The 20649-nt window shown below is 61.1% G+C and carries 27 protein-coding genes and 1 pseudogene; 9 read left to right on the plus strand and 19 right to left on the minus strand.

Features of this window, described 5'->3' with window-relative positions; all coding sequences use genetic code 11:
• The first annotated feature begins 39 nt into the window (after positions 1-39).
• A complete protein-coding gene (locus AC1RT2_RS19010) occupies positions 40-993 on the plus strand; it encodes an alpha/beta hydrolase (RefSeq protein ID WP_493104349.1) in 954 nt (317 codons plus the stop codon).
• 222 nt (positions 994-1215) lie between these two features.
• On the opposite strand, the gene AC1RT2_RS19015 is transcribed toward AC1RT2_RS19010, so the two are convergent.
• Together AC1RT2_RS19015 and AC1RT2_RS19020 are read right to left on the minus strand one after the other, a co-directional pair.
• Positions 1216-2697 carry a catalase gene (locus AC1RT2_RS19015; RefSeq protein WP_493104351.1) on the minus strand — a complete coding sequence of 494 codons (1482 nt, stop codon included), beginning with the start codon at positions 2695-2697 and terminating at the stop codon, positions 1216-1218.
• 72 nt (positions 2698-2769) lie between these two features.
• The gene (locus AC1RT2_RS19020) at positions 2770-3411 is read right to left on the minus strand and encodes an HD domain-containing protein (protein WP_493104353.1); all 642 of its coding nucleotides are present in this window, start codon (positions 3409-3411) and stop codon (positions 2770-2772) included.
• A 110-nt stretch (positions 3412-3521) separates the two neighbouring features.
• Here AC1RT2_RS19020 and AC1RT2_RS19025 point away from each other — a divergent pair, with 110 nt between their 5' ends.
• The 3 genes from AC1RT2_RS19025 (at position 3522) to AC1RT2_RS19035 (ending at position 5866) form a co-directional block, all read left to right on the plus strand.
• Positions 3522-4499 carry a GlxA family transcriptional regulator gene (locus AC1RT2_RS19025; RefSeq protein WP_493104355.1) on the plus strand — a complete coding sequence of 326 codons (978 nt, stop codon included), beginning with the start codon at positions 3522-3524 and terminating at the stop codon, positions 4497-4499.
• Positions 4500-4729: 230 nt separating this feature from the next.
• Entirely contained in the window at positions 4730-5149 is a 420-nt protein-coding gene (locus AC1RT2_RS19030) for a SyrB-like regulator (protein ID WP_493104357.1), read from the plus strand.
• A gap of 132 nt (positions 5150-5281) precedes the next feature.
• A complete protein-coding gene (locus AC1RT2_RS19035; RefSeq protein ID WP_493104359.1) occupies positions 5282-5866 on the plus strand; it encodes a hypothetical protein in 585 nt (194 codons plus the stop codon).
• Positions 5867-5891: 25 nt separating this feature from the next.
• Here the strand turns inward: AC1RT2_RS19035 and AC1RT2_RS19040 are convergent, their stop codons facing one another.
• From AC1RT2_RS19040 to AC1RT2_RS19060, 5 genes are all read right to left on the minus strand, one after another.
• A complete protein-coding gene (locus tag AC1RT2_RS19040) occupies positions 5892-6491 on the minus strand; it encodes a hypothetical protein (protein ID WP_493104361.1) in 600 nt (199 codons plus the stop codon).
• 44 nt (positions 6492-6535) lie between these two features.
• Positions 6536-7003 (minus strand): transposase, encoded by a 468-nt coding sequence (locus AC1RT2_RS19045; protein WP_493104363.1) that lies wholly within the window; start codon positions 7001-7003, stop codon positions 6536-6538.
• A 155-nt stretch (positions 7004-7158) separates the two neighbouring features.
• Positions 7159-7740 (minus strand): pyridoxamine 5'-phosphate oxidase family protein, encoded by a 582-nt coding sequence (locus tag AC1RT2_RS19050; protein ID WP_493104365.1) that lies wholly within the window; start codon positions 7738-7740, stop codon positions 7159-7161.
• A gap of 13 nt (positions 7741-7753) precedes the next feature.
• Positions 7754-8065: a DUF1330 domain-containing protein gene (locus AC1RT2_RS19055; protein WP_493104368.1), complete on the minus strand. Its 312-nt coding sequence runs from the start codon at positions 8063-8065 to the stop codon at positions 7754-7756.
• Positions 8066-8130: 65 nt separating this feature from the next.
• Positions 8131-8835, minus strand: coding sequence for an SDR family oxidoreductase (locus AC1RT2_RS19060; RefSeq protein ID WP_493104370.1), 705 nt, complete (start codon positions 8833-8835; stop codon positions 8131-8133).
• A gap of 117 nt (positions 8836-8952) precedes the next feature.
• Between AC1RT2_RS19060 and AC1RT2_RS19065 the strand changes: the two genes are divergently transcribed.
• On the plus strand, positions 8953-9834 hold the full coding sequence (locus AC1RT2_RS19065; protein WP_493104373.1) for a LysR substrate-binding domain-containing protein: 882 nt from the start codon (positions 8953-8955) through the stop codon (positions 9832-9834).
• A gap of 50 nt (positions 9835-9884) precedes the next feature.
• On the opposite strand, the gene ocd is transcribed toward AC1RT2_RS19065, so the two are convergent.
• Both ocd and rocF read right to left on the minus strand, forming a co-directional pair.
• A complete protein-coding gene (gene ocd / locus AC1RT2_RS19070) occupies positions 9885-10946 on the minus strand; it encodes an ornithine cyclodeaminase (RefSeq protein ID WP_493104375.1) in 1062 nt (353 codons plus the stop codon).
• 28 nt (positions 10947-10974) lie between these two features.
• Positions 10975-11895: an arginase gene (gene rocF / locus AC1RT2_RS19075; RefSeq protein ID WP_493104377.1), complete on the minus strand. Its 921-nt coding sequence runs from the start codon at positions 11893-11895 to the stop codon at positions 10975-10977.
• A 119-nt stretch (positions 11896-12014) separates the two neighbouring features.
• Here rocF and AC1RT2_RS19080 point away from each other — a divergent pair, with 119 nt between their 5' ends.
• A complete protein-coding gene (locus AC1RT2_RS19080; RefSeq protein WP_069063330.1) occupies positions 12015-12452 on the plus strand; it encodes an Lrp/AsnC family transcriptional regulator in 438 nt (145 codons plus the stop codon).
• 95 nt (positions 12453-12547) lie between these two features.
• On the opposite strand, the gene AC1RT2_RS19085 is transcribed toward AC1RT2_RS19080, so the two are convergent.
• Positions 12548-13462, minus strand: a complete 915-nt coding sequence (locus AC1RT2_RS19085; RefSeq protein WP_493104379.1) for a LysR substrate-binding domain-containing protein — start codon at positions 13460-13462, stop codon at positions 12548-12550.
• Positions 13463-13720: 258 nt separating this feature from the next.
• Between AC1RT2_RS19085 and AC1RT2_RS19090 the strand changes: the two genes are divergently transcribed.
• Together AC1RT2_RS19090 and AC1RT2_RS19095 are read left to right on the plus strand one after the other, a co-directional pair.
• The gene (locus AC1RT2_RS19090; protein WP_493104381.1) at positions 13721-14344 is read left to right on the plus strand and encodes an isochorismatase family protein; all 624 of its coding nucleotides are present in this window, start codon (positions 13721-13723) and stop codon (positions 14342-14344) included.
• A 33-nt stretch (positions 14345-14377) separates the two neighbouring features.
• The gene (locus AC1RT2_RS19095) at positions 14378-14692 is read left to right on the plus strand and encodes a hypothetical protein (RefSeq protein WP_493104383.1); all 315 of its coding nucleotides are present in this window, start codon (positions 14378-14380) and stop codon (positions 14690-14692) included.
• Here the strand turns inward: AC1RT2_RS19095 and AC1RT2_RS19100 are convergent.
• The 3 genes from AC1RT2_RS19100 to AC1RT2_RS19110 all read right to left on the minus strand — a co-directional run bounded on the left by AC1RT2_RS19100 (position 14682) and on the right by AC1RT2_RS19110 (position 16506).
• On the minus strand, positions 14682-15719 hold the full coding sequence (locus AC1RT2_RS19100; RefSeq protein WP_493104385.1) for a threonine aldolase family protein: 1038 nt from the start codon (positions 15717-15719) through the stop codon (positions 14682-14684). The genes AC1RT2_RS19095 and AC1RT2_RS19100 overlap by 11 nt on opposite strands.
• 99 nt (positions 15720-15818) lie before the next feature.
• Entirely contained in the window at positions 15819-16007 is a 189-nt protein-coding gene (locus tag AC1RT2_RS19105) for a helix-turn-helix domain-containing protein (protein ID WP_493104387.1), read from the minus strand.
• Positions 16008-16071: 64 nt separating this feature from the next.
• Positions 16072-16506 carry an AraC family ligand binding domain-containing protein gene (locus AC1RT2_RS19110; protein ID WP_493104592.1) on the minus strand — a complete coding sequence of 145 codons (435 nt, stop codon included), beginning with the start codon at positions 16504-16506 and terminating at the stop codon, positions 16072-16074.
• Between the two features lie 317 nt (positions 16507-16823).
• Between AC1RT2_RS19110 and AC1RT2_RS19115 the strand changes: the two are divergent.
• Positions 16824-16955: pseudogene (locus AC1RT2_RS19115) on the plus strand (DDE-type integrase/transposase/recombinase); the annotation flags it as partial.
• Positions 16956-16975: 20 nt separating this feature from the next.
• On the opposite strand, the gene pqqE reads toward AC1RT2_RS19115, so the two are convergent.
• From pqqE to AC1RT2_RS19145, 6 genes are all read right to left on the minus strand, one after another.
• Positions 16976-18064, minus strand: a complete 1089-nt coding sequence (pqqE, locus tag AC1RT2_RS19120; RefSeq protein WP_493104390.1) for a pyrroloquinoline quinone biosynthesis protein PqqE — start codon at positions 18062-18064, stop codon at positions 16976-16978.
• Positions 18061-18333, minus strand: coding sequence for a pyrroloquinoline quinone biosynthesis peptide chaperone PqqD (gene pqqD / locus AC1RT2_RS19125; RefSeq protein ID WP_493104392.1), 273 nt, complete (start codon positions 18331-18333; stop codon positions 18061-18063). Before pqqD ends, pqqE begins: the two co-directional genes overlap by 4 nt.
• Positions 18330-19100, minus strand: coding sequence for a pyrroloquinoline-quinone synthase PqqC (gene pqqC / locus AC1RT2_RS19130; RefSeq protein ID WP_493104394.1), 771 nt, complete (start codon positions 19098-19100; stop codon positions 18330-18332). Before pqqC ends, pqqD begins: the two co-directional genes overlap by 4 nt.
• A complete protein-coding gene (pqqB, locus tag AC1RT2_RS19135) occupies positions 19097-19984 on the minus strand; it encodes a pyrroloquinoline quinone biosynthesis protein PqqB (protein WP_493104396.1) in 888 nt (295 codons plus the stop codon). The genes pqqC and pqqB overlap by 4 nt, the downstream gene beginning before the upstream one ends.
• Positions 19985-19994: 10 nt before the next feature.
• Positions 19995-20096, minus strand: a complete 102-nt coding sequence (gene pqqA, locus AC1RT2_RS19140; protein ID WP_319316463.1) for a pyrroloquinoline quinone precursor peptide PqqA — start codon at positions 20094-20096, stop codon at positions 19995-19997.
• Between the two features lie 99 nt (positions 20097-20195).
• Entirely contained in the window at positions 20196-20636 is a 441-nt protein-coding gene (locus tag AC1RT2_RS19145) for a pseudoazurin (RefSeq protein WP_493104398.1), read from the minus strand.
• Positions 20637-20649 lie beyond the last annotated feature (13 nt).

Here is a 20649-nt window from a genome sequence, read left to right on the forward strand (position 1 = left end):
AGATTAAGATCGGCGCCAGGCAAACCGAGGACCTTGAACATGAACGGAGAAACGCTGCTCGACCCGGAACTCCGCCCGTTCCTGCTGGAGGGAGGTGGCCTCGGCCTCAACGCCGATAACCTTGCCTCTGTGCGGGCAATGGTCGAGCAGTCTTTCGGGCAGTTGGGCATGGTGGGCGAGGCGCCGCGCATTGTCGTCGTCGCCGGCCCGGTCGGCGCGCCGCCCATCCAGTTGCGTATCTATACCCCACCCGGAACGGGGATGAAGCCCGCGATCTACAACGTCCACGGTGGCGGTTATGTTCTGGGCTCGGCAGCGTCGAACGACGGCCTGAACTGGCAGCTGGCGGCGGACACCGCAAGCGTCGTCGTGTCCGTGGACTATCGCCTGGCGCCAGAAACGCCGTTCCCCGGCCCGGTCGAGGATTGTTATGCCGGCCTGCGCTGGCTCTTCGAAAATGCCTCCGCACTCGGCGTGGACGAACGCCGCATCACCATCATGGGCGACAGTGCCGGCCGGGGCCTCGCCGCCGCGACGACGCTTCTTGCGCGCGATCGCGGTGCGTTCCTGCCTTCGGGCGTCATGCTGATCTATCCGATGCTCGACCATCGGACAGGCTCGGACCAGGATGTCCAGCCGAACCCCACAACGGGAGGATTTGTCTGGACGGCCGAGGACAATCGCTTCGGATGGACCTCCATGAGAGGCGCCTATGCCGTCGACGATGAACGCGCGGGTTACTTCTCTCCCAGCCTTGCCGAACATCTCGACGGTTTCCCGCCCTTGTTCCTGGCGGTCGGTGGCCTGGACCTCTTCCTTGAGGAAGGCGTGAACTTCTCGCTTCGCGCTTCAAGAGCCGGCGTCCCGGTGGAATGCCATGTCTATCCCGGGGCAGCCCATGGATTTGACCTGATTGGAGACACAGCACTCGGGCGTCAGTTCCGTTTCGATCGACATGCTGCATTGAGCCGGTGGAACGCGCGTTCTGTATGAAGCTCACGCGGCGTCTTGCCGCTCCTTCTGAACTGTCCGGATTCGGGCGACAATCTCTGCCATCGCCGCGGTAGGTGGCGCCATCCCGCCGATACGGGACCAGCGCCGTTTTCGAAAGGGCGATGCCGGGCAGCCTCCGGCCGAGCCGCCCCGCAGGATGCGAAAGAGCATTTCGCGCTTACAAGCGGCTGCGAGGGCGGCGATCTCGTCTGGGTTAGGCTCTCATGCGACTGGCCCGTCGTCGTCGATCGCCCTGATGGTTGCGAGGCGCATTAGGGCTGCGGAAACGCCGGAGCCATAGTCGGGATCAGCCTTCGTGCAGTTGGTGACGTGGCGCTGCTGGATATGTACGGCGGCTGCGCCGACGGCGCGGGCGGTGTTGTCGAACAGTATTTGGCGCTGCATCGTGTTCATCTTGCGGAACAGGTCGCCGGGTTGGCGGTAGTGATCATCATCGACGCGGTGATCCCAATGGGCCGCCGCACCTTCGATCTCAAGCGGCGGCTCGTTGAAATCAGGCTGGTCGGTCCATTCTCCCCGACTGTTTGGAAAATAGGTCGGGGTGCGGCCAAGATTACCATCGGTGCGCATCGCGCCGTCGCGGTGATAGCTATGGAACGGGCATTTTGGCGCGTTGACCGGAATGAGGTGATGGTTGACGCCGAGGCGATAGCGCGCCGCATCCCCATAGGAGAACAGCCGGGCCTGCAACATCTTGTCAGGCGAGAAACTGATGCCCGGCACGATGTGAGCCGGCGAGAACGACGCCTGCTCGACCTCGGCGAAAACGTTCTCCGGGTTTTGGTTCAACTCGAAGTACCCCACCTCGATGAGCGGGAAATTCGCCTTCGGCCAGATCTTGGTCAGGTCGAACGGGTTGAACGGAAGGGCCTTGGCTTCAGCGTCCGTCATCATCTGGATGAAGAGTGTCCAGCGCGGAAAGTCGCCGCTCTCTATGCTGTCGAAGAGATCGCGCTGATGCGTTTCGCGGTCTTTGCCGACCAGGGCTTCGGCCTCCGCATCGCTCAGGTTCTTGATGCCCTGCTGGGTACGGAAGTGGAATTTCACCCAGGTCCGCTCATTGGCGGCATTGATGAAGCTGTAGGTGTGGCTGCCGAAACCGTGCATGTGGCGGTAGCTCTTGGGGATGCCGCGCTCGCTCATCACGATCGTTACCTGGTGAAGGGCTTCCGGGAGCAAGGTCCAGAAGTCCCAGTTGTTGTCGGCCGAACGCATGCCCGTGCGCGGATCGCGCTTGATGGCGTGGTTCAAATCCGGGAAGCGCAGCGGATCGCGGAAGAAGAACACGGGCGTATTGTTACCGACCATGTCCCAGTTGCCTTCCTCGGTGTAGAATTTCAGGGCGAAGCCACGGATGTCGCGCTCGGCGTCGGCCGCACCGCGCTCCCCTGCGACGGTCGAGAAACGGGCGAACATCGGCGTCTGTTTGCCGATCTGCGAGAAGATCCGGGCCTTGGTGTAGCGGCTGATGTCGTGTGTGACGGTGAATGTGCCGAAGGCGCCGGAGCCCTTGGCGTGCATGCGGCGCTCCGGGATCACCTCACGGTCGAAGTGGGCGAGCTTCTCGATCAGCCAGATGTCCTGCAGCAGCGCCGGTCCTCGGCGACCTGCCGTCTGGATGTTGAGATTATCGCTGACGGGTGCTCCGGTTGCATGGGTTAGATATTTCGGTGTGTCAGTCATTGGGTGGTCCCTTGTTGGGAGTTGCTACGGCCAAACGAACTGGCCGTGCCCCCTCGTTACGTTCGGGATGAATCAGCCGTGCCAATGGGAGCAGCGGATGACGCTGCAGAAGTTGCCGCGGTGGAAATGCGGCTCCCTGTCGGCGATGACGTCGGCCTTGACGTTGCCGAAGGTCGTGTCCGGCTTGTGCTTGATCCCGTCGTAGAACGCCTGGATGATGTCTTCCTTGAACTCAGGCGTGCGCGGGAACGCTTTCACGACGGCCTCGCGCTCGTGGTCCGAATAGTCCTTGTAGGTGAGACCGAGCACGTCCATCTCGACGCCCGCGGTCACCAGCGCGACGACAGGGTGCATATGGACCGGCACGCCCGGCGTGGTGTGCAGCGCGATGGCGGTCCAGACTGTGTAGGCGTCTTTCTCGGGAATGCCGTGGCTGCGCAGGAAGTCGCGGGCGGCGTGGGCGCTATCGACCTCGAACCGCTCGTGTGGGCTGCTGTGGCTCGGCATCAGGCCGATATCGTGGAACATCGCGCCAGCGTAGAGCAGTTCCCGGTCGAACTTCAGTCCACGATGCAATCCGGCGAGTGCGCCGAAATGATAGACGCGGCTCGAATGATTGAAGAGCAGGTCGGTCTCGGTGTCGCGGATGTAGTCGGCGATCGCACGCGCCAGCTTGCTGTCGGGGATGGCGGCCGCTTCGATGATCTTGGTCATTGCTGTCTCCTGTGTTTTTGCTCGCCAGGACGATAGATCTGGAGTAGGTGTGTCTGCAATTGTCGTAATACGACGAATTCTGACAAATCCGGGCTGAGGCGGACGTGCCCATGAAGGTGAAGACGAAAACGGTGGTGATGGTCGCGTTGCCCGGTGTGCAGCTTCTTGACATCTCTGGTCCCCTCGACGTATTCGCCGAGGCAAACGCGCAGGCCGGTTATGCGGCATACCGGCTGCTGGTGGCGGCAGGGGAGGCCGGGCCGATCCGCAGTTCGTCGGGGGCGCGGCTGATGCCCGACTGGATCATCGACGGCGAGAACGGCGAGGCGATAGACACATTGCTCGTAGCGGGATGTCCGAATGCCGCGGAGGTCCCCGCTGACCGTATGGTGGTCGATTGGTTGCGACGCAGAGCGCCCGCCGCGCGGCGCTTCGGATCGGTGTGCAGCGGCGCCTTCTTTCTCGCGGCAGCCGGCCTGCTCGACGGCCGCAGGGTGACGACCCACTGGGCGGTGGCAGAGCAATTGGCGCTGACATATCCGAACGTCGTCATCGACCAGGACGCGATTCATGTCAGCGATGGCCAGCTCAGGACCGCGGCGGGGGTTACGGCCGGCCTGGACCTCGCGCTGGCGCTGGTGGAGGAAGATCTCGGGCGCGACATCGCGATGAAGGTTGCAAGCCAGCTCGTCATGTTCTTCAAGCGTCCGGGCGGACAGATGCAGTTCAGCCGCAAGGGTGAGGCCGTGCCGGCGGGGCGGGCGGCACTGCAGGAACTGCAGCGCTGGGTGGCCGCCAATCCGGCGCTCGACCACAGCGTCGCAAGCCTCGCGAAGCGCATGGAGCTCAGCCCGCGCCATTTTGCCCGGCTGTTCCGGAACGAGGTGGGAATAACGCCTGCGACATGGGTTGAGGAAGCCCGTGTCAGCGCGGCCAGGCTATTGCTGGAGCAAGGCCATGAAGCGCCAAAACAGGTCGCTGCACATTGTGGCTTCGCGGATGCCGACACATTGCGCCGGGCGTTTGCCCGCCATGTTGGGGTCACGCCGGCCGAGTATCGCAAGCGGTTCGCCAGCCTGGCGACGTAGAGCGGGCGAGCGGCGCTTGGGTAACCAACACCACTGATTTTAGCCTCCGAATGAAGACTTGTCGAGTTTTGGTGCGGTTACGTGCTTCCCTACCGCGCTAAGATACTCTGGCGACCATCGCCCGAAACGGCGTTGCGGATGATTCGGGGTGAATGGTCCCGGGTTTCTAAAGTCGGGTTGACTACTGCTCTCCGGCGTTTGAAAAATGGGCTTGTGATAAGGGGAGGTGAATGATGGCTGAAGAACAGACTCTAACCGGGAATCCGGACGGTGCATCGACGGTCGCCGACGCGGCTGCGCCGGCGCCGAAAAAGCAACGGCTACCGAGGGGCAAAAGAGCAGCGGCAGAAGCAAAGACAGCTCCTTCGCCTCTAAAGGAAGCGAAAAATTCTAACGGCCGCAAAAAGCGAGCCGGAGCTCCAAGTGAGGTGACGCCGATTTCTGCGGTCAAGCCGGTTGCAGCCAAGCGTCGAAGGGATGGAGCCGTCGCTCATCCGGCCGGGGCGATCGCTGGATCACCTTCGTCCGCGAGTGACGAGATGGCTGAGCTTCTGCAGCTTGAGGAAGAGAATCGCCGACTCCGGAAAACGTTGGCTGAAAAGCTTCGGGCAGAAAACGCCGACCTGCGAAAGAAGCTTGGTCTAGTCTAGCGGGCCGGCATGCCCGTAGCGGATTGAGATCGGCTGTAGCGTCGAAATTGTCGGGGTCAAAATGTGATCCGGCTCACAACGGGAGCCTGATCAATGCGGCGCCAGACATGCCGTGGATGAGGGGCTAGCACGATGAAGTCACCGTGGAAACTTCTGGCGAACTTGATTTCGCGCGCCCGATCAGCGGAACTGGAGCACGGTGCAAATCCTGATGACGCTGAAGCGACGGCACGCTCGGTCCAATCGGACGAGGTGCTGGCGCTGTCATCTGCATCTGAGGCGTCCCTTCTGCCTCGGACCGATCAGCTCGACGCCATACAAGCAGCGAGTTTAAATGAAGATGCTGGTGCGCGTGCGTCGACGAGCGCGCCGATTGGTGGCAAACGGCCTGAGACGCTAGCGCGAAACCGGTTCAAGCGCGGTCGTCCCAACGCAGCGGTAGTGGCGAAAAATGAGGAAGCGGGCAAAAGGGGCCGGACTGGAACACGGACGAAGCGGTCCGGCCAGGCGAAGAACACGTCAACGGGCGCGGCGACTCAAAACACACACGCCTCGGACAGCTCGCGAGGCCATTCGGTGCCCTCACAGGAAGGCGACTACGCAGATATGCAGCGTGCGGACGAGGAGATCCTGCGGCTAAGAAGCCAATTGGCGGACGCGCTTGTTGTGCAGAACGGTCAGCTCAAGAAGATGCTGGAGCGATTTGGCGTTTCTTGAGCGGGTAAACCGGGCTGGCTTTTCATCAGGCCTGCTTGTTGCGCAAGTTCATGCGGTCGAGCATCCGGAGAAGTTCAGCCCGCTCCGATTCAAGCTGCTGCCGCAGCCGAGCCCCAAGGTTCCGGTTCAAGTTGTCGAGCTCCATCAACGCGTCAAAGCTCATCAAGGGTGCTACTGCCGCCTCCGATGGCTGCGGCGATGGTCTCAAGCTGGGCTGCAACGTCTGTTTGGGTGCTGAGCGTCTGCGCGAAGTGCGTGGCGTTCTTGTCGTTAGAGCGGAATGGGCTTCATCCGCTGGTTTTTCCGTTGAGACGATTGCCAGCGGTTGATCACTGTCGGAAGACACCGGTGCCTGAGCTTCGACTATCGGCTTAGCCACGCTGGGCGCGGCAATGACGATGTCAGCAGGCGCCTGCTTTTCCTCGAAGATTTGAGGTGAGTGCACTTTCACCTCGCGGGCCAATGCCTTGAAGTCCGTATAACCCCATATCGAGGGCGCAGCAGAGGTCTTCGGTCGGCGTCGGCTCGATTTTATCTCGACAACAAAGTTGCGTTGCGACTTCATGCGGATCAGGTTCTCGGTTCCACTCTTTGCGCCGCAGTTCAGCAACACAGGCAGCGACATACATTGGTCGCGCCAAACGGACAATAGTGTCAGGCGGCTGGGAGTTACTTCATTCCAAGCCGCTTGCGCAACTCGGCGTTTTCGGCGCGCAGCTTTTCGGCCAGCAGGTTACGGAGGCGGATGTTTTCAGCCTCGAGCTTGAGCAGGTCCACAAGGCTATCGTCTTGCGGAGCGGGTTGCGCGACTTTTGCTTCAGATGACGGCACTGAGCGCTTCCACTGATAGAAAGTCTGGTCGGAGATGCCGGCCTCTTTGGCCGCCGCTTTCAGTGTTGATCCGCCGCTGAGGCTATTCTCGATCTGGGTAATCTTCTCGAGCTTCTCGCTTTCGGAGTGCCGGCGCGCCTTCGATTGAACCGCAACCGATGCCACTCGTGAGGGTGCGACAGCGACTGGTGCGTTGGTCTCCTTGCGCTTTGCTGGAGACCGACGTTTCTTGGCAGCGGTGGGGGCCGCAACGGGTGTCACGTCAACCGTTTGGGTGTTCGCATCAAGGTTTGGTTCGTCGGCCATGGTGGGCTCCAGCAAAAGACAGGCTTTTGTCGTGTGCTGGATACGGAGAGTCAAGCCCAACCGTGTTGCGACGCCTGCGATGGGCGCCAAAAACCTTCGTCGGCAATCGGTGCTCGCTGTCGGAAGGAGAGGGATGTTCCTAAACCCATCCCGGGTTACGGATTGACCCATCGTTGGTCCGCTAGAGCGCCAAACTCATCATAGGTGAACAGGGCTCTTCGGTTATCGGCGTGCCGTAATTCAAACCAGTCCAAGGCTTCGGCCCGGAAACTCAGTACGCCAAAGAATGCCTTTCCGTCAGAGTCGGCGATAGCATTTGCCGCCATCGATTTGGGTATTGCCCCGACGTGCACGTCGTCGCCGGGAGGCCCGCCTGCGTAGGTACTGCGCGTCCATGGTGAGAGCCCGGCCCAGGCCTTGTCCGCACGTTCGCTGACTGGCCCATGAAGCTCCACCATTCCCTGCAGACGGAGCTGTAATTTCGTTCGCGCGCAGAAGCCCAGGATCGTCACGGACGCGTGGTGCGATATCTCCTGCCACTTGGCGCTTCGGGTGTCCGTATGGACCTCAATGAGACGTCTGGTTCTCTCGACACGACGCAGCACGACCATGCGCGCCTGCGGTCGACCGGAGGCATCTACCGAACACAGGCTCACATATCTGAAGCCCGACTGCGGATTGACGGTTGCAGCTTCGAGTTCTGCCCATGCGGATGCGTCAGTGTCGGTAAGATTCACGGTGAGGCCTCTTCTATTGTGATGGTGTGCGGTACTCTCTCCGAGCCCTCCAGAATGGAAACTTCACGGGAATAGGCGCACGCAGCAAATTCGAGAGAGGCTTGATATTCTGGGTCTTCGTAACAGGCTTCGCCGTTTCATAGCTGGCGAAACGCAAGATGAACTGCCGCGGAAAATGGGCTCCCTCGACAGTCTCAACGCGGTGCCTGCCCGCAATGATTTCGACGTCGTAGCGCTTTGCAATGATGGCGAAGATTTCATTGTATGCTTTGAGCGCTTCGCCGTCTTTGACGTCGCTGCCTTTGACAACCCAGTAGCCCGACATTGCCGCTCCCCCTATCTTGCGAGGCGGCCCCGACCGATTAGCCGGAGCTGCTGCGTTAGCTCAGATCAGACCGACCGGGTGATGCCACCGTCTACCTTGAGGTTCTGGCCAGTGATGTAACCGGCACCCTCTGAAACAAGGAAGGAAATCGTTGCCGCCACTTCGGCGCTGGTGCCATAGCGCTTCATCGGAATGCTGTCACGGCGCTCATCCACGGCTGGAAGGCTGTTGATCCAGCCGGGCAACACGTTGTTGATCCGGATGCCTTCAGCGGCGTAGGTTTCCGCGTAGATCTTCGTGAAGGCGGCAAGGCCTGCACGAAACACTGCAGAAGTCGGGAACATCGCCGAGGGTTCGAACGCCCAGGCCGTGGAGATGTTGACGATAGCGCCTGCCTTCTGTGCCTGCATGATCGGCGTCACCAGACGGACCGGGCGGATGACGTTCATGAGGTAGACGTCAAGGCCCGTGTGCCACTGCTCGTCTGTGATCTCGACGATCTGCGCGCGGGGACCGTGTCCGGCGCTGTTGACCAACGCGTCGATACGCCCCCACGTCTCCATCGTCGCATCGACCAGGCGCTTCAAATCATCGTTTGACTGGTTCGAGCCAGTCACGCCGATGCCGCCCAATTCCTTGGCGAGCGCTTCGCCCTTGCCCGACGATGACAGGATCGCGACTTTGAAGCCGTCCGCAGCGAGGCGCCTCGCTGCCTCGGCGCCCATTCCGCTGCCGCCTGCGGTGATGATCGCAACTTTTTCTACAGACATAGCGTGATCTCTTTCTTGCTTCCGGCTTCGATTGTAGGGTTTATGATCGTTGAATATCACGCCACTTACGCGAAGACGAAACAGTTATCCTTCTATTTGACAGTAGAAAAACTATCGATGATTGAGACCCTTAGAAAGCTTCCCTCACTCAACGGCCTTAAAGCATTCGAAGTGGCCGCCCGGCACCTCAACTTCCGCATGGCCGCGGAAGAACTCGGTGTGACACAGGGCGCGGTAGCTCAGCAGGTCCGCGGTCTTGAAGCCGAACTCGGTGTGATCCTGTTCGAGCGTCTTCCGCGCACACTGGCCCTGACCGGCGAGGGACGACGCTACATTGCCGATATCCGCCGTGCATTCGAGATCATCTCGCAGGCGACGGTGGAGTTGACACCTCAGCCGGTCAAGTTGACGATCAGCACCACACCGACGTTCGCCTCGAAGTGGTTGATCCCGAGGTTGCCCGATTTCACGACACGTCATCCCGATCTTGATCTGCATATTCTGGCGACAGACCGTGTGTCGAGCTTCCATGCTGATGGGGTCGACGTCGCAGTCCGATATGGCCGGCCTCCGTTCGGACCGGGCCTGGCACATCAGCTGCTGTTCGAACAGGAGATCGTCGCGGTATGCAGTCCGTCCCTGCTTTCAGAGCTTGGGACGCCGGGTACGACGGAGCAACTCGCTCGGTACACACTCCTCCACGACGCGCATAATTTTTGGCCGGAGTTCATTGAGAAGCACTTCGGAAGACGAGATCAGACGTCCTTCAAGGGCATCAGTTTCAACCAGACCTCGCACGCGATCGAAGCGGCGATCGCCGGACAGGGTGTCGTGCTGGCGAACCGTGATTTCGTTGCCCGGGATATTCTGGACGATCGGCTCGTCCGCGTCACCGATGGGTCACTCCGCGGTCCGTCCGACTTCTATCTGGTGTGGCCGCGGTATCGGAAATCGGACGCGCTCAATACGGTCTTGAGTTGGATCACTGCGGAAGCATAGCACCCGCAGATCACCAGTTTGGAGTTGGCGTCAGTTCACCACCACCAATGCTACGCCGCGTTGAGCTTCTTTTCGCAGCGAAGCAGCATGCCGTAGAGGTCGCGCGGCTCGTCGGGATCGGCAAGGAGATCGAGCTCGGTAAACATGCCGTGTTCGGAAATCTTCTTCCGCACATAGCGCAGCGCCGAGAAGTCCTCGATCGCGAAGCCCACGCTGTCGAAGAGCGTGATCTGGTCGGCGCTCCTGCGACCTTCGATCTCGCCGGTCATGACCTGCCACAGTTCGATGACGGGATGCTCGGCCGGCAGCTGCTGGATTTCGCCTTCGATGCGTGTCTGCTGTGGATATTCGACGAAGATGTCCGAGCGCAGCAGGATGTCCTTGCTGAGTTCGGTCTTTCCGGGGCAGTCGCCACCCACTGCATTGATGTGGATGCCGGGGCCGACATGATTGTCGGACAAGATCGTCGCATACTGCTTGTCGGCCGTGACGGTGGTGACGATGTCGGCGCCCTCGACGGCGTCCTCGACGGAGGAGCACTCGACGATGGTGAAGCCGAGGCCGGCAAGGTTACGGGCGCATTTCCTCGTCGCCGACGCGTCGATATCGTAGAGGCGGAGCTTGTCGACGCCGAGAAGCGACTTGAAGGCGCGCGCCTGGAATTCGCTTTGCGCGCCATTGCCGATGATGGCCATGGTGCGGGCATTCGGCCGGGCGAGGTACTTTGCCGCGACTGCCGAGGTCGCCGCGGTGCGCAACGCCGTCAGGATCGTCATTTCGGTCAGCAGCATCGGGTAGCCGTTGCCGACATCCGACAGGACACCGAAGGCCGTCACGGTCTGCCGGCCGTCGCGCGTGTTCTTCGGATGGCCGTTCACATATTTGAAGCCGTAGAGCGTCCCGTCGCTGGTTGGCATCAGTTCGATGACGCCTTCTTCGGAATGCGACGCGACGCGCGGGGTCTTGTCGAAGACCGGCCAGCGGCGGAAGTCCTCCTCAATCACCGCTGCCAGTTCCGTCAGGAACCGATCGATGCCGACCTTCAGCACCAGTTTCATCATATGGTCCACGCTGACGAACGGAACCACGTTCAATTTCGGATCAGTGTTCATTTTTCCTCCGGACAAAGTACAGTCGCGCTCAGCCCGCAAGCGTCGGGCGATCCATCACCCGCTTGCCCATCAGGCTGGCAACGAGATCAACGAGCAGTTTCGCGGTCTTGCCGCGCTCGTCGAGAAACGGATTGAGCTCGACGATGTCGAGGCTTGTCACCAGGCTGCTGTCATGGAGCATTTCCATGATCAGGTGCGCCTCGCGGAATGTCGCTCCGCCCGGCACGGTGGTGCCGACGGCCGGCGCGATGTCGGGCTCCAGAAAGTCGACGTCGAAGCTTACGTGCAGAAGGCCGTTTGCGGCACTGACCCGCTCGAGAAAATTGCGGACCAGCACGGCCACGCCATGCTCGTCGATGACCCGCATGTCATGCACCGTAATGCCCGTTTTTGTTATGGCGGCCCGTTCGGCGGGATCAACACTGCGAATGCCGATCATGCAGACGTTTTCCGTGGCGACGGGATGCGCCAGCGCCGGGAAATAGCCGTTGAAACCGGCCTGGCCGGTATAGTAGGCGACCGGTGTGCCGTGCAGATTGCCGCTCGCGGTCGTTTCCAGGCTATGGAAGTCGGTATGGGCATCCAGCCAGAGCACGAAGAGCGGTCTGCCGAGTTCTGCGGCGCGCCGTGCGAGGCCCGGAACGGTCCCGGCGGATATCGCGTGATCGCCACCAAGGAAAATGGGCATGCCGGCTTCGCTATGTTCGTAGGCTGCCGCCGATAGCGCTTCCACCCAGGCAACGGTTTCACCGAGATGGTGCACGGCTGCGTTCGGGTGCGGCATCTCCACGAACGGACGCGGCGTGAGATTGCCGGCATCCCTGACCGCGTGTCCCAATTCCTCCAGCGCCGTCCGAAGACCGGCGATGCGAAGGGCGCTCGGGCCCATCTCGCAGCCAAGCTGCCCCGCACCGATTTGCAGGGGGGCTCCGATCAACGTGCATTCCATGGCTAACTCCCGATTGGTTTTTAGAACTCTAGAAGCCTCAAGCGGCAGATTGAATATTGAAATTTGGCATGTCGGAATGCCATATTGATCAAAATGAAAAGCCACGGAGCCAAACTGGCATGGACGACCTGGACCGGAAGATCGTGACGCTCCTGCGCGGCAACGGGCGCCGCAGCGTTTCGGACCTTGCGTTGGAAACCGGTGCATCGCGGGCAACCGTGCGGGCGCGCATCGAGCGGATGGAGCAGGATGGTACCATTGTCGGCTATACCGTAATGCTGCGCGCGGATGCGCTCGAAGACGTCGTCCGCGGCGTCATGATGATCGAGATCGAAGGTCATGTGACTGACCGCGTGATCCGCACGCTCGGTGGCTTTCCGGAGATTTCGCAGATCCACACGACAAACGGCCGATGGGACTTGCTGGTCGAACTTAGTGCGTCGAGTTTGACCGAGTTCGACGCCGTGCTTCGCAAGATTCGGCTTGTGCCGGGCATCACGGGTAGCGAAACCAGTTTGCTGCTGTCCACGCCACGTTCAACGAAGGCAAAATTGTAGCTCCAGCAAAGTCGTAACTGGAATGCTGATCTGAGTTCGCAGCCTTCACCCTATGCCGACGGTATCAAACAACGTGATCTCGCCGAAGGAGCGATTTACAGCAGGACGGCCTTTGGGAACTCTGCGGCGAGGTGGTCGATGAAGGCGCGGACGGATGGGAGCAGTCCCTGCCGATACGGGATCAGCGCCGAGATCGTCGATTCACCGGCGAGCCAGTCCGGCAGCACGCGCCGCAACCGTCCGGCACGCACCTCGTCGCGGCAGATGTAGCCCGGCAGGGCAACGATCCCAAGACCCGCGATCGCCGCCTGCTTCAGGCCCACGATGTCGTCGCTCAGAAGGCGCGGCGCGATGGGCACGATAATCTCGTCGCCCTTGGCGTCGCTGGAATGGCGCAGCCGCCACGTCGGTGCAATCCCAGTTCGCATCATGAACAGCGATGGATGCCTTGCGAGGTCCGGCGGTGTTTCGGGGCTGCCATTGGTGTCGAGATAGGTGGCGCCGGCGAAGAAAAGCCATGGCGCCGGCGCCAGCTTTCGCTGAACGAGCGTCGAATCGGGCAGGGGAGCCGAGTGTGCACGGATCGCCACGTCGAAATTCTCGCCTACGATATCGACGGTCTGGTCCGTCGCATGGCCGATGAGATTTACCTTGGGGAAGCGCAGGAGGAAGCCCGCAACCAGGTCCCCCATCGCGAACTGCGCGGTCGCCACCCCTGTCGTATAGCGCACCGTGCCGGTCGGTTCGCTGAGTCGGTGGCGGATCGCCGTCTCCGCTTGCTCTGCCTGCTGGAGCATGGCGACGGCATGCCGGTAAAACTCACCTCCGGCGTCGGTCATGCCGAACCTCCGCGAGGTGCGGTTGATCAGGCGAACGCCCAGATCAGCCTCCAGCCGTCGTATGCGATGACTCAACGTCGATTTGGGCACATGAAGCGTGCGCCCCGCCGCCGTGAAGCCGCCCCGATCCACCACCTGCACAAAAAAATAGAAGTCGTTCAGGTCAAGCACGACATTCTCCATCGTCCATTCTGTTGGACGCTAAGTTGGAATTTAACCGGCTTCTTAGCCGAAAATCCAGCCTCTAGATTTACCTCGTCGCTGCCATGAAGCGGCGATGCTGGATGTGCTGCGATGGCCGCCAGGAACTGCAAAGAGGTTGCAATGGAACGGCGTCAATTCCTTCAGACGGCAGCGATCGGCATGGCGGCGACCGTGTTGGGAGCCGCCCCGTTGCTTGCTGCAACACACCAGCAAAAGGAGAATACAATGGTCGATCAAGCCAAGGCCTATGAGCCGCTTACATCCGAGAATGCGGCGCTCGTTCTCGTCGACCACCAGATCGGTCTGATGACGGGCGTGCGTGACTATTCGACAGGAGAATTGAAGCACAATGTCGTCGCTCTGGCGAAGGCTGCGAAAGCACTCGATCTTCCGATCGTGGTCACGACGACGGCGCGTGACAGTCTTTGGGGACCGACCTTTCCGGAACTGGTCGAAGCCTTACCCGGCGTGACGATTATCGATCGCTCGTCGGTGAATGCTTTCGACGACCCTGCCGTCGCACGCGCCATCGAGGCGACGGGCCGCAGGAAGCTGATCTTCGCGGGCATCTCGCTTGAAGTTTGCGCCGCGTTCCCTGCGATCACCGCGACCGGCAAGGGCTACGACGCGTATGTGGCGGTCGATGCGTCCGGCACGTTCAGTGAAACGAAGCGTGAAACCGGCCTCCTGCGCATGCTGCAGGCCGGCGTCGTACTCTCGGATTACGCGACGCTGATGGTTGAGATATTGAAAGACAACGGGCGGCCAGAGGCGGGTGCCGTCTATGCGGCGCTCGATATGCCCTGGGCCAAGCTTGTCGGGCAGATCGCCGAGGCCAACGGCAGATGAATCGTGCCGCACATAACAGCAGATAAATCCCGAATGCCGAAAGGCATCGTTCCTCATCCATCAGAAGAGGATACGCCCTCATCCTCATCCTCATCCTCTTCGACCATCGATCGGATAGTCATGCAACTCGTGCATGACTATCCGCCGGGCGAATTCCGCGAAAATGTCATCGCGCTGGCAAAGGTCGGCAAGATCTTCAACCTGCCGACCTTGCTCACGATGAGTTATGCCCAGGAGCCAAATGACTTGTTCCTGCCGGAAGTCGTAAAATGCATCCGGATGCGCCGCTCATCGACCGGTCCGGCATCGCAAACCAGCCTGGGTTCGATATGGACCTTCAAGCGGTGAGTTGTTCTATCCGCGCGACGAATGCATCAATCTGCATTTCCTGCGTTGTCCATGACGTAACGAGCCGAACGGTGGAAGAGGTCTCGTCATGAGGTTGCCAGGTGTAGAAATCAAATTCATCCTTCAAGGCCTCGATCAGAGCATTGGGCAGGATCTGGAAAAGCTGGTTGGTTTCGGTTTCGGCAGCGAACTGGAAGCCGGCGCTTGAAATTTTCGATGACAGGCGCTGCGCGATGGTATTGGCATGGCGGGCAAGGTCGAAATACAGGCCATCCCGAAACAGTTCCCCGAATTGAAGGCCCAGCACACGTCCCTTCGCAAGGAGACCCCCGCGCTGTTTGATGTGGAACGTGAACTCATCGCGCAGGAGAGGATTGGGAATGACGATAGCCTCGCCTAGAAGCGCGCCGACCTTCGTACCGCCGATCCAGAAAATATCCGTCAGTTCGGCGATATCCTGCAAGGTGAGATCGTTTCTTTCTGCGCAAAGAGCCGCCCCCAGCCGCGCGCCGTCCAGCAACAGCAAAAGGTTGCGCTCCTTGCAGAGCGTTGAAATCGCCTCCAGTTCCTTCTTCGTGTAGAGCGTTCCCACTTCTGTGGCGTTCGAAAGGTAGACCAGCCGTGGCTTGGCCATGTCCGGGATGTGGGCATTCGCCTTCAACGCAGCGGAAATGCTGTCCGCGGTCAGTTTTCCGTGCGTTGGAGGAACCGTGATGATCTTGTGGCCGGTCGCCTCGATTGCGCCAGTTTCACGCACGACGATATGGCCGCTCGCCGGAGCGATCACGGCTTCATGCGATCGCAATGTGCTGGTAATGGCCAGGATATTGGCAAGCGTGCCGCTGGCGACGAACCAGACATCCGGGTTGACGTCGCCCATGTGCCGGCGGATCAGGTTGCGTGCTTCCTGCGAATAGGCGTCGTCGCCATAGGCGGTTTGCTGAACCATATTGGTTTCGCGCAAGGCCTTGAGAATAGCCGGATGGGCGCCTTCGCTGTAGTCGCCCAGGAAACTATGACGGTTCATCTTGATCTCCTCATCGGCGCAAGGCTTCATCGAGCAATGTGGCCAGGCTGCGGGGACCGTTCTAGAATCCTCCAATCAGAATGTTTTGTAGGAAATTGCTCAAAGTATGGGTTTGGCTGCCTGGAACAAGCCCGGGGTGTAGCCGAGCGAGCGGCGGAACGCGTGGGTCATATGCGCTTGATCAACAAAGCCGACGGCTGCCGCAGCGTCAGCAAGATTGTTGCCGGCAAGGATCAGCGCCCAGGCCCGACGTATGCGTATCTGCGAAAGATAAGCATACGGCGGCAAACCGTATGTCGCCTTGAACTGCCGCAGCAGATGGAACTTGCTCGGTCAGGCTGATGGCCTCAGCTTAGCGATCTTCGAGAAGGTCGCGAACCTCTCGAAGGGCCGTCCAATGGCGTTTTGGGTCCGACTCGGGACGCCGGCCGGCATGGCGCTCGACTGCCATTCGTATGGTAGCCAGATAGAGCGTTTCGAACTCCAGGTTTTGAAAACGGGGGGAAGTCGTCATCTGATGAAGCCGACGCAGGCAGACATGCAGTTCGGGATCATCGACGGCGGGCAAAGGGAAGGTGACATCGGGCGTCCCGAAAATATCCTCCGCGGCTTGCCCGATCAGAGATGCGGGCGGATAGAACATCCGGTATGTCCAGCCATCTTCGGCGCCGGCCCAGCCCTCGTGTACGATGCCGGGGGCAATCAGGCAGACCGTTCCGCGCGGCAGGTCGACCCGATGCCTGCTGTCGCAGGAAAACGCCTGGTAATCTTCCTCGATGATCCCTATGGCAAACTCGTCGTGAAAATCTCGCTCGAAACGATGGTCTCGATATTTCGCCTATAGGAAGAGCGTGTCCTCCAGAGCATTGGAGCGCCACAACTTGATCTTGTTGACCCCTGAGGGCATGTCGTTCTTCCCCAACCGATGATCTGGCGAGCGACAAGAAATGCGCGTCCTTGCTTATAGCGCACAATAACCCGGCGTGAATAATCGCCACGGTGGCGCCGGCACGCTTTACCATGTCGCGCTGGGCGTCGACGGGGATCATGTGGCCCTCGGTGGTAACGAGATACCGGCTCCACTCCTCCTTCCAGGTGACCGTGCATAGACAGGTGAAATACCTCAGCAATGATGGCGAAGCTGATCACCGCAAGCTCAAGCGGCTGATCAAGTCGACGCTCGGTTTCAGGTCGATGAAGACGGTCTATGCCACGCTCGAAGGTTTCGAGGTGATGGATGGGCTGCTGGGCAATGGTCAGCGCTTATGGGCGCGATAGAGGAATGATGGCGGCTCCAGGGCCCGTTGGGATATGACGTTATCTACGACATACCGGGCAGGGGCGTGGCGACAGACAGGGTCGGCAGCGTGGGGATCGGCGGTGACGGCCATCGCTTGACAGCGGCAACCGCCATGGTCACGGTCGCGGCGCGCGCAACTGCGGCAGGGTTGCAGCATCCATTCATGGCCGCGAAACGCGTTGAAGGCCGACCCATCATACCAGATTCCGGCGAGGTCGCGGTCCGGTACCCGGTCGAATTGAAGTCCCGGTATCGTCGCTGCGGCGTGGCACGGCAGGACGGTGCCGTCGGGCGCGATGTTAATGCCGGTCGAGCCCCACCCGCCCATGCAGGCCTTGGGATAGTCGGCATAGTAGTCCGGCGGAACGAAGTCGATCATCATGCGGCCGGCATAGGCCAACCTTGCTTCGGCAATCGTGTCCTTCGCGCGCATGACCTGTTCGCGCGATGGCAGCAATGCTGCACGGTTTGCCAGCGCCCAGCCATAGAACTGGACGCAGGCGACCTCGATCCGGCGCGCGCCGAGATCGGCGGCGAAGGCGATGGCAGCGTCGATATCGTCGATCGTGTGACGGTGCATCACGGCATTGACCGTCAGCGGAATGTCGCGCCGGTGTACTTCGGCCGCAAAGGCGACCTTGCGCGCAAAGCCACCGCTATAGCCGCCGATCCAGTCGGCCTTCTCGGCGGTGGTCGCCTGTAGCGAGAGCTGCACATGGTCGAGCCCGGCCTCCTCAAGGGCATCGAGACGGGTGGGCGTCAGCCCGATACCCGAGGTGATGAGATTCACATAGAGCCCCGATTGCCGCGCCGCCCTGACCAGCTCTTCCAGATCGCGTCGGGATGCCGGTTCGCCGCCGGAAAGGTGCAGTTGCAGAACGCCGAGATCGGCCGCCTCGCGAAATACCCGTATCCAGACCTCTGTCGGCAGTTCCTTGTCGCGCGCTGTCAGTTCCAGCGGGTTGGAGCAGTAGGAACAGGACAGCGGACAGCGGTGGGTCAGTTCCGCGAGCATGGCGATTGGCGGGGAAAGGTGCGCCGTCATTGGTAATCCACCAGGCGCTGCGCCACGAGCCCGTCGATAAAACCACGGACATCGTTGGCTACATCCTCCGGCGGTGCGCCGTAGCGCTCCGCCAGCCGGCTGGATATCGCCGCGAGTGTCGACCTGCCGTCGACTTCCTGGAGGATGGCGGTGCCGATCTCATCGAGCAGCAACGCCCTTTCCGGAACGAGGAGAACCATCGTGTCGCGCACCCGGTCGTGATGCAGACGTGTGCCGCGTGGCAGGAGGGGGACCGGATCGGCGTTCATAACCGGTCCGCCATCTGTCCCTCGCCTGGTCTCCAGGCACCCGGCGGAATGTGCCCCTCGACATAGCCGCTCCACAGAGCGTCGAGCTGTGCCCACAGCACGTCCGTCTTGAATGTCAGGGCGGCAATCGCCGCCTCCTGGTCGGCGCGGGTCACCGCATGGGTCAGGACCCAGGCCAGCGTGAAGCGAACATCCTTCGGCGCTTCGGCAAGGCGGTGGCGGAAATAGCCGATCGTTTCGGGATCGGCGAATTCGTAATGCTCCAACAGGCCGGCGATGCGCTGCGTGTGGATGGCCGGCGCAAACATTTCGGTCAACGAGCTTGCCATGGCTGCGATCAGGGGTTCATCGCGCACGAAGCGGATATAGGCATCGACGATGAAGCGTGTGGCCGGCATCACGCCGCGCCCGGATGCCACATAGGCGGGATCGAGCCCGACGCCCTTAGCCAGCTTCAGCCAGCGGCGTATACCGCCGCCATCCTCGACACTCCCGTCGTGATCCTCGATACGGGAGCGCCATATACGGCGCAGATCCGGATCCCGGCAGCGTGACAGGAATGCGGCGTCCTTCATGGGGATGGAGGATTGATACTGCCAGCGATTGATCACCCAGGCCTGTACCTCGTCCATCGTGCAGGCGCCGCCGTGCAGCCGGTCGTGGAACCGGTGCTTGTCGTGATAGCGCTCCTCGCCGACGTGACGCAGGCGCGCCTCGAATTCCGCGCGGCTCAAGGGCCAGTCTTCGTGCCTTGGACTGGTGTTCACAGGACAACCTCCGTGCCGTCTCCGGCAATTTCCCATCCGGCGGCGGCGATGGCCGCGCGGGCCGGACTTTCGGGCATCAACGCTGAATTTGTATTGTTCACGTGCGTGTAGATGCGTCGCCCCTGAAGCCGGGAAAGACGCGCGAGCGAGCCGTCCGGCCCGCTCATCGCCACATGGCCCATGCGCGCGCCGGTCTTGCTCCCGGTGCCGGAACGCGGCATTTCGTCATCGCGCCAGATCGTCCCGTCGAACAGCACGACATCGGCCGGCGTCAGCCGCTCGACGAGCCAGTCCGGGAGGGTGGCGCAGCCCGGTATGTAATGCGCGTCGCGTCCCCCGGACTGGAGGTGCAGCCCGATGGTCTGTTCGCCCATCATGTCCAGTTCCGGTATCTCGTCTTCGAGATAGAGTGGGATCTTTCCGGGAACCGCGTAGGGCGTGACCGTCAAGCCGGCAAGCGGGCTGAAGGGCCGGTCGAGGACGATGGTCCGACGCTCGACGAGGGTCGGGTCGAGCACGCCGAACACGGAGTTATCCGACAGGGTCCGTTGCGTGGCTTCGGTCGCGTAGAGGGTGAAGCCAGTCTTCTCACGCAGTGTCAGGAGGCCGGCGACATGATCGACGTCGCCGTTGGTCAGCAACACCGCCTTGACGGGACTGCCGCGAAGGCTCGCCGGATGCAGTGATGGGCAGGCGGCAAGCTGCTGGCGCAGATCCGGCGACGCATTGAGCAGCACCCAATCGCGGCCATCGACGCTGACGGCCAGCGTGCTCTGTGTCATCGGGGGGATGAGCCCCGCGCGCGCTGCGCTACACTGGACGCAGCCGCAATTCCATTGGGGCAGGCCGCCACCGGCGCCTGCCCCGAGAACAACGAGACGCATTGCGTCTTGTTCAGAACGGGTGGTCGGGACGCGGGTCATCTTCCGACGGGCCGTACATGTTGATTTCCATGCCGCAGGCGATGTCTTTGACGACGGGTTTCTTCCAGGCCATTTGCTTCTCCTCCAGAACGTGGTCTGTTGACGTCCTCAGGCTGATCTCTTCGGCGCGGCTTCACAATGCGACCAAGGTCTCGATCCGCCGGAGCCCCGGCTACTGGGCGCCGGCCAGCGTCACGAAGGCGGCCGTCATCCGCTCGTTCGCCTTCTTCGGCAGCTTCACCGCTTTCGCTGTGTCGAGATTGGGCGAGCCGTCGCCCACCCGGATGAGGGCGACCATGCCCATGCTGTAGTGTGGCGAGCATTTCACGCCGTAGAAGCCGGGCTCGACGACGGTCAGGACATATTCCTCGTTCACCTTGCTCTTGAAGGGTTTTACCCCTTCGGGAAGCATGCCTTTGATGCCTTCGACATTGTGACTCTTGTCCGTCGGGACGAAGCGGACCGTATCGCCCGGCATCGCGACGATGGCAGCCGGTTCGAAGACCATGGCGCCACTTTCACCCTTGTTCATCATGTTGATGGTGTGCTCGGCGGCGCGGGCTGCACCGCTTGCAAGGATCAGCAGGGCTGTCGCCACGAGTAGCTTCTTCATGTCCTTCCTCCTC

The organism is Shinella sp. GW821-FHT11G07, from assembly GCF_058808115.1.

Bases quoted from the DNA above. Each gene is read 5' to 3' on its own strand.
- AC1RT2_RS19010 (WP_493104349.1), top strand. From the start codon at position 40: ATGAACGGAGAAACGCTGCTCGACCCGGAACTCCGCCCGTTCCTGCTG.
- AC1RT2_RS19015 (WP_493104351.1), bottom strand. From the start codon at position 2,697: ATGACTGACACACCGAAATATCTAACCCATGCAACCGGAGCACCCGTC.
- AC1RT2_RS19020 (WP_493104353.1), bottom strand. From the start codon at position 3,411: ATGACCAAGATCATCGAAGCGGCCGCCATCCCCGACAGCAAGCTGGCG.
- AC1RT2_RS19025 (WP_493104355.1), top strand. From the start codon at position 3,522: ATGAAGGTGAAGACGAAAACGGTGGTGATGGTCGCGTTGCCCGGTGTG.
- AC1RT2_RS19030 (WP_493104357.1), top strand. From the start codon at position 4,730: ATGATGGCTGAAGAACAGACTCTAACCGGGAATCCGGACGGTGCATCG.
- AC1RT2_RS19035 (WP_493104359.1), top strand. From the start codon at position 5,282: ATGAAGTCACCGTGGAAACTTCTGGCGAACTTGATTTCGCGCGCCCGA.
- AC1RT2_RS19040 (WP_493104361.1), bottom strand. From the start codon at position 6,491: ATGTCGCTGCCTGTGTTGCTGAACTGCGGCGCAAAGAGTGGAACCGAG.
- AC1RT2_RS19045 (WP_493104363.1), bottom strand. From the start codon at position 7,003: ATGGCCGACGAACCAAACCTTGATGCGAACACCCAAACGGTTGACGTG.
- AC1RT2_RS19055 (WP_493104368.1), bottom strand. From the start codon at position 8,065: ATGTCGGGCTACTGGGTTGTCAAAGGCAGCGACGTCAAAGACGGCGAA.
- AC1RT2_RS19060 (WP_493104370.1), bottom strand. From the start codon at position 8,835: ATGTCTGTAGAAAAAGTTGCGATCATCACCGCAGGCGGCAGCGGAATG.
- AC1RT2_RS19065 (WP_493104373.1), top strand. From the start codon at position 8,953: ATGATTGAGACCCTTAGAAAGCTTCCCTCACTCAACGGCCTTAAAGCA.
- ocd (WP_493104375.1), bottom strand. From the start codon at position 10,946: ATGAACACTGATCCGAAATTGAACGTGGTTCCGTTCGTCAGCGTGGAC.
- rocF (WP_493104377.1), bottom strand. From the start codon at position 11,895: ATGGAATGCACGTTGATCGGAGCCCCCCTGCAAATCGGTGCGGGGCAG.
- AC1RT2_RS19080 (WP_069063330.1), top strand. From the start codon at position 12,015: ATGGACGACCTGGACCGGAAGATCGTGACGCTCCTGCGCGGCAACGGG.
- AC1RT2_RS19090 (WP_493104381.1), top strand. From the start codon at position 13,721: ATGGTCGATCAAGCCAAGGCCTATGAGCCGCTTACATCCGAGAATGCG.
- AC1RT2_RS19095 (WP_493104383.1), top strand. From the start codon at position 14,378: ATGCCGAAAGGCATCGTTCCTCATCCATCAGAAGAGGATACGCCCTCA.
- AC1RT2_RS19100 (WP_493104385.1), bottom strand. From the start codon at position 15,719: ATGAACCGTCATAGTTTCCTGGGCGACTACAGCGAAGGCGCCCATCCG.
- pqqE (WP_493104390.1), bottom strand. From the start codon at position 18,064: ATGACGGCGCACCTTTCCCCGCCAATCGCCATGCTCGCGGAACTGACC.
- pqqD (WP_493104392.1), bottom strand. From the start codon at position 18,333: ATGAACGCCGATCCGGTCCCCCTCCTGCCACGCGGCACACGTCTGCAT.
- pqqB (WP_493104396.1), bottom strand. From the start codon at position 19,984: ATGCGTCTCGTTGTTCTCGGGGCAGGCGCCGGTGGCGGCCTGCCCCAA.
- pqqA (WP_319316463.1), bottom strand. From the start codon at position 20,096: ATGGCCTGGAAGAAACCCGTCGTCAAAGACATCGCCTGCGGCATGGAA.
- AC1RT2_RS19145 (WP_493104398.1), bottom strand. From the start codon at position 20,636: ATGAAGAAGCTACTCGTGGCGACAGCCCTGCTGATCCTTGCAAGCGGT.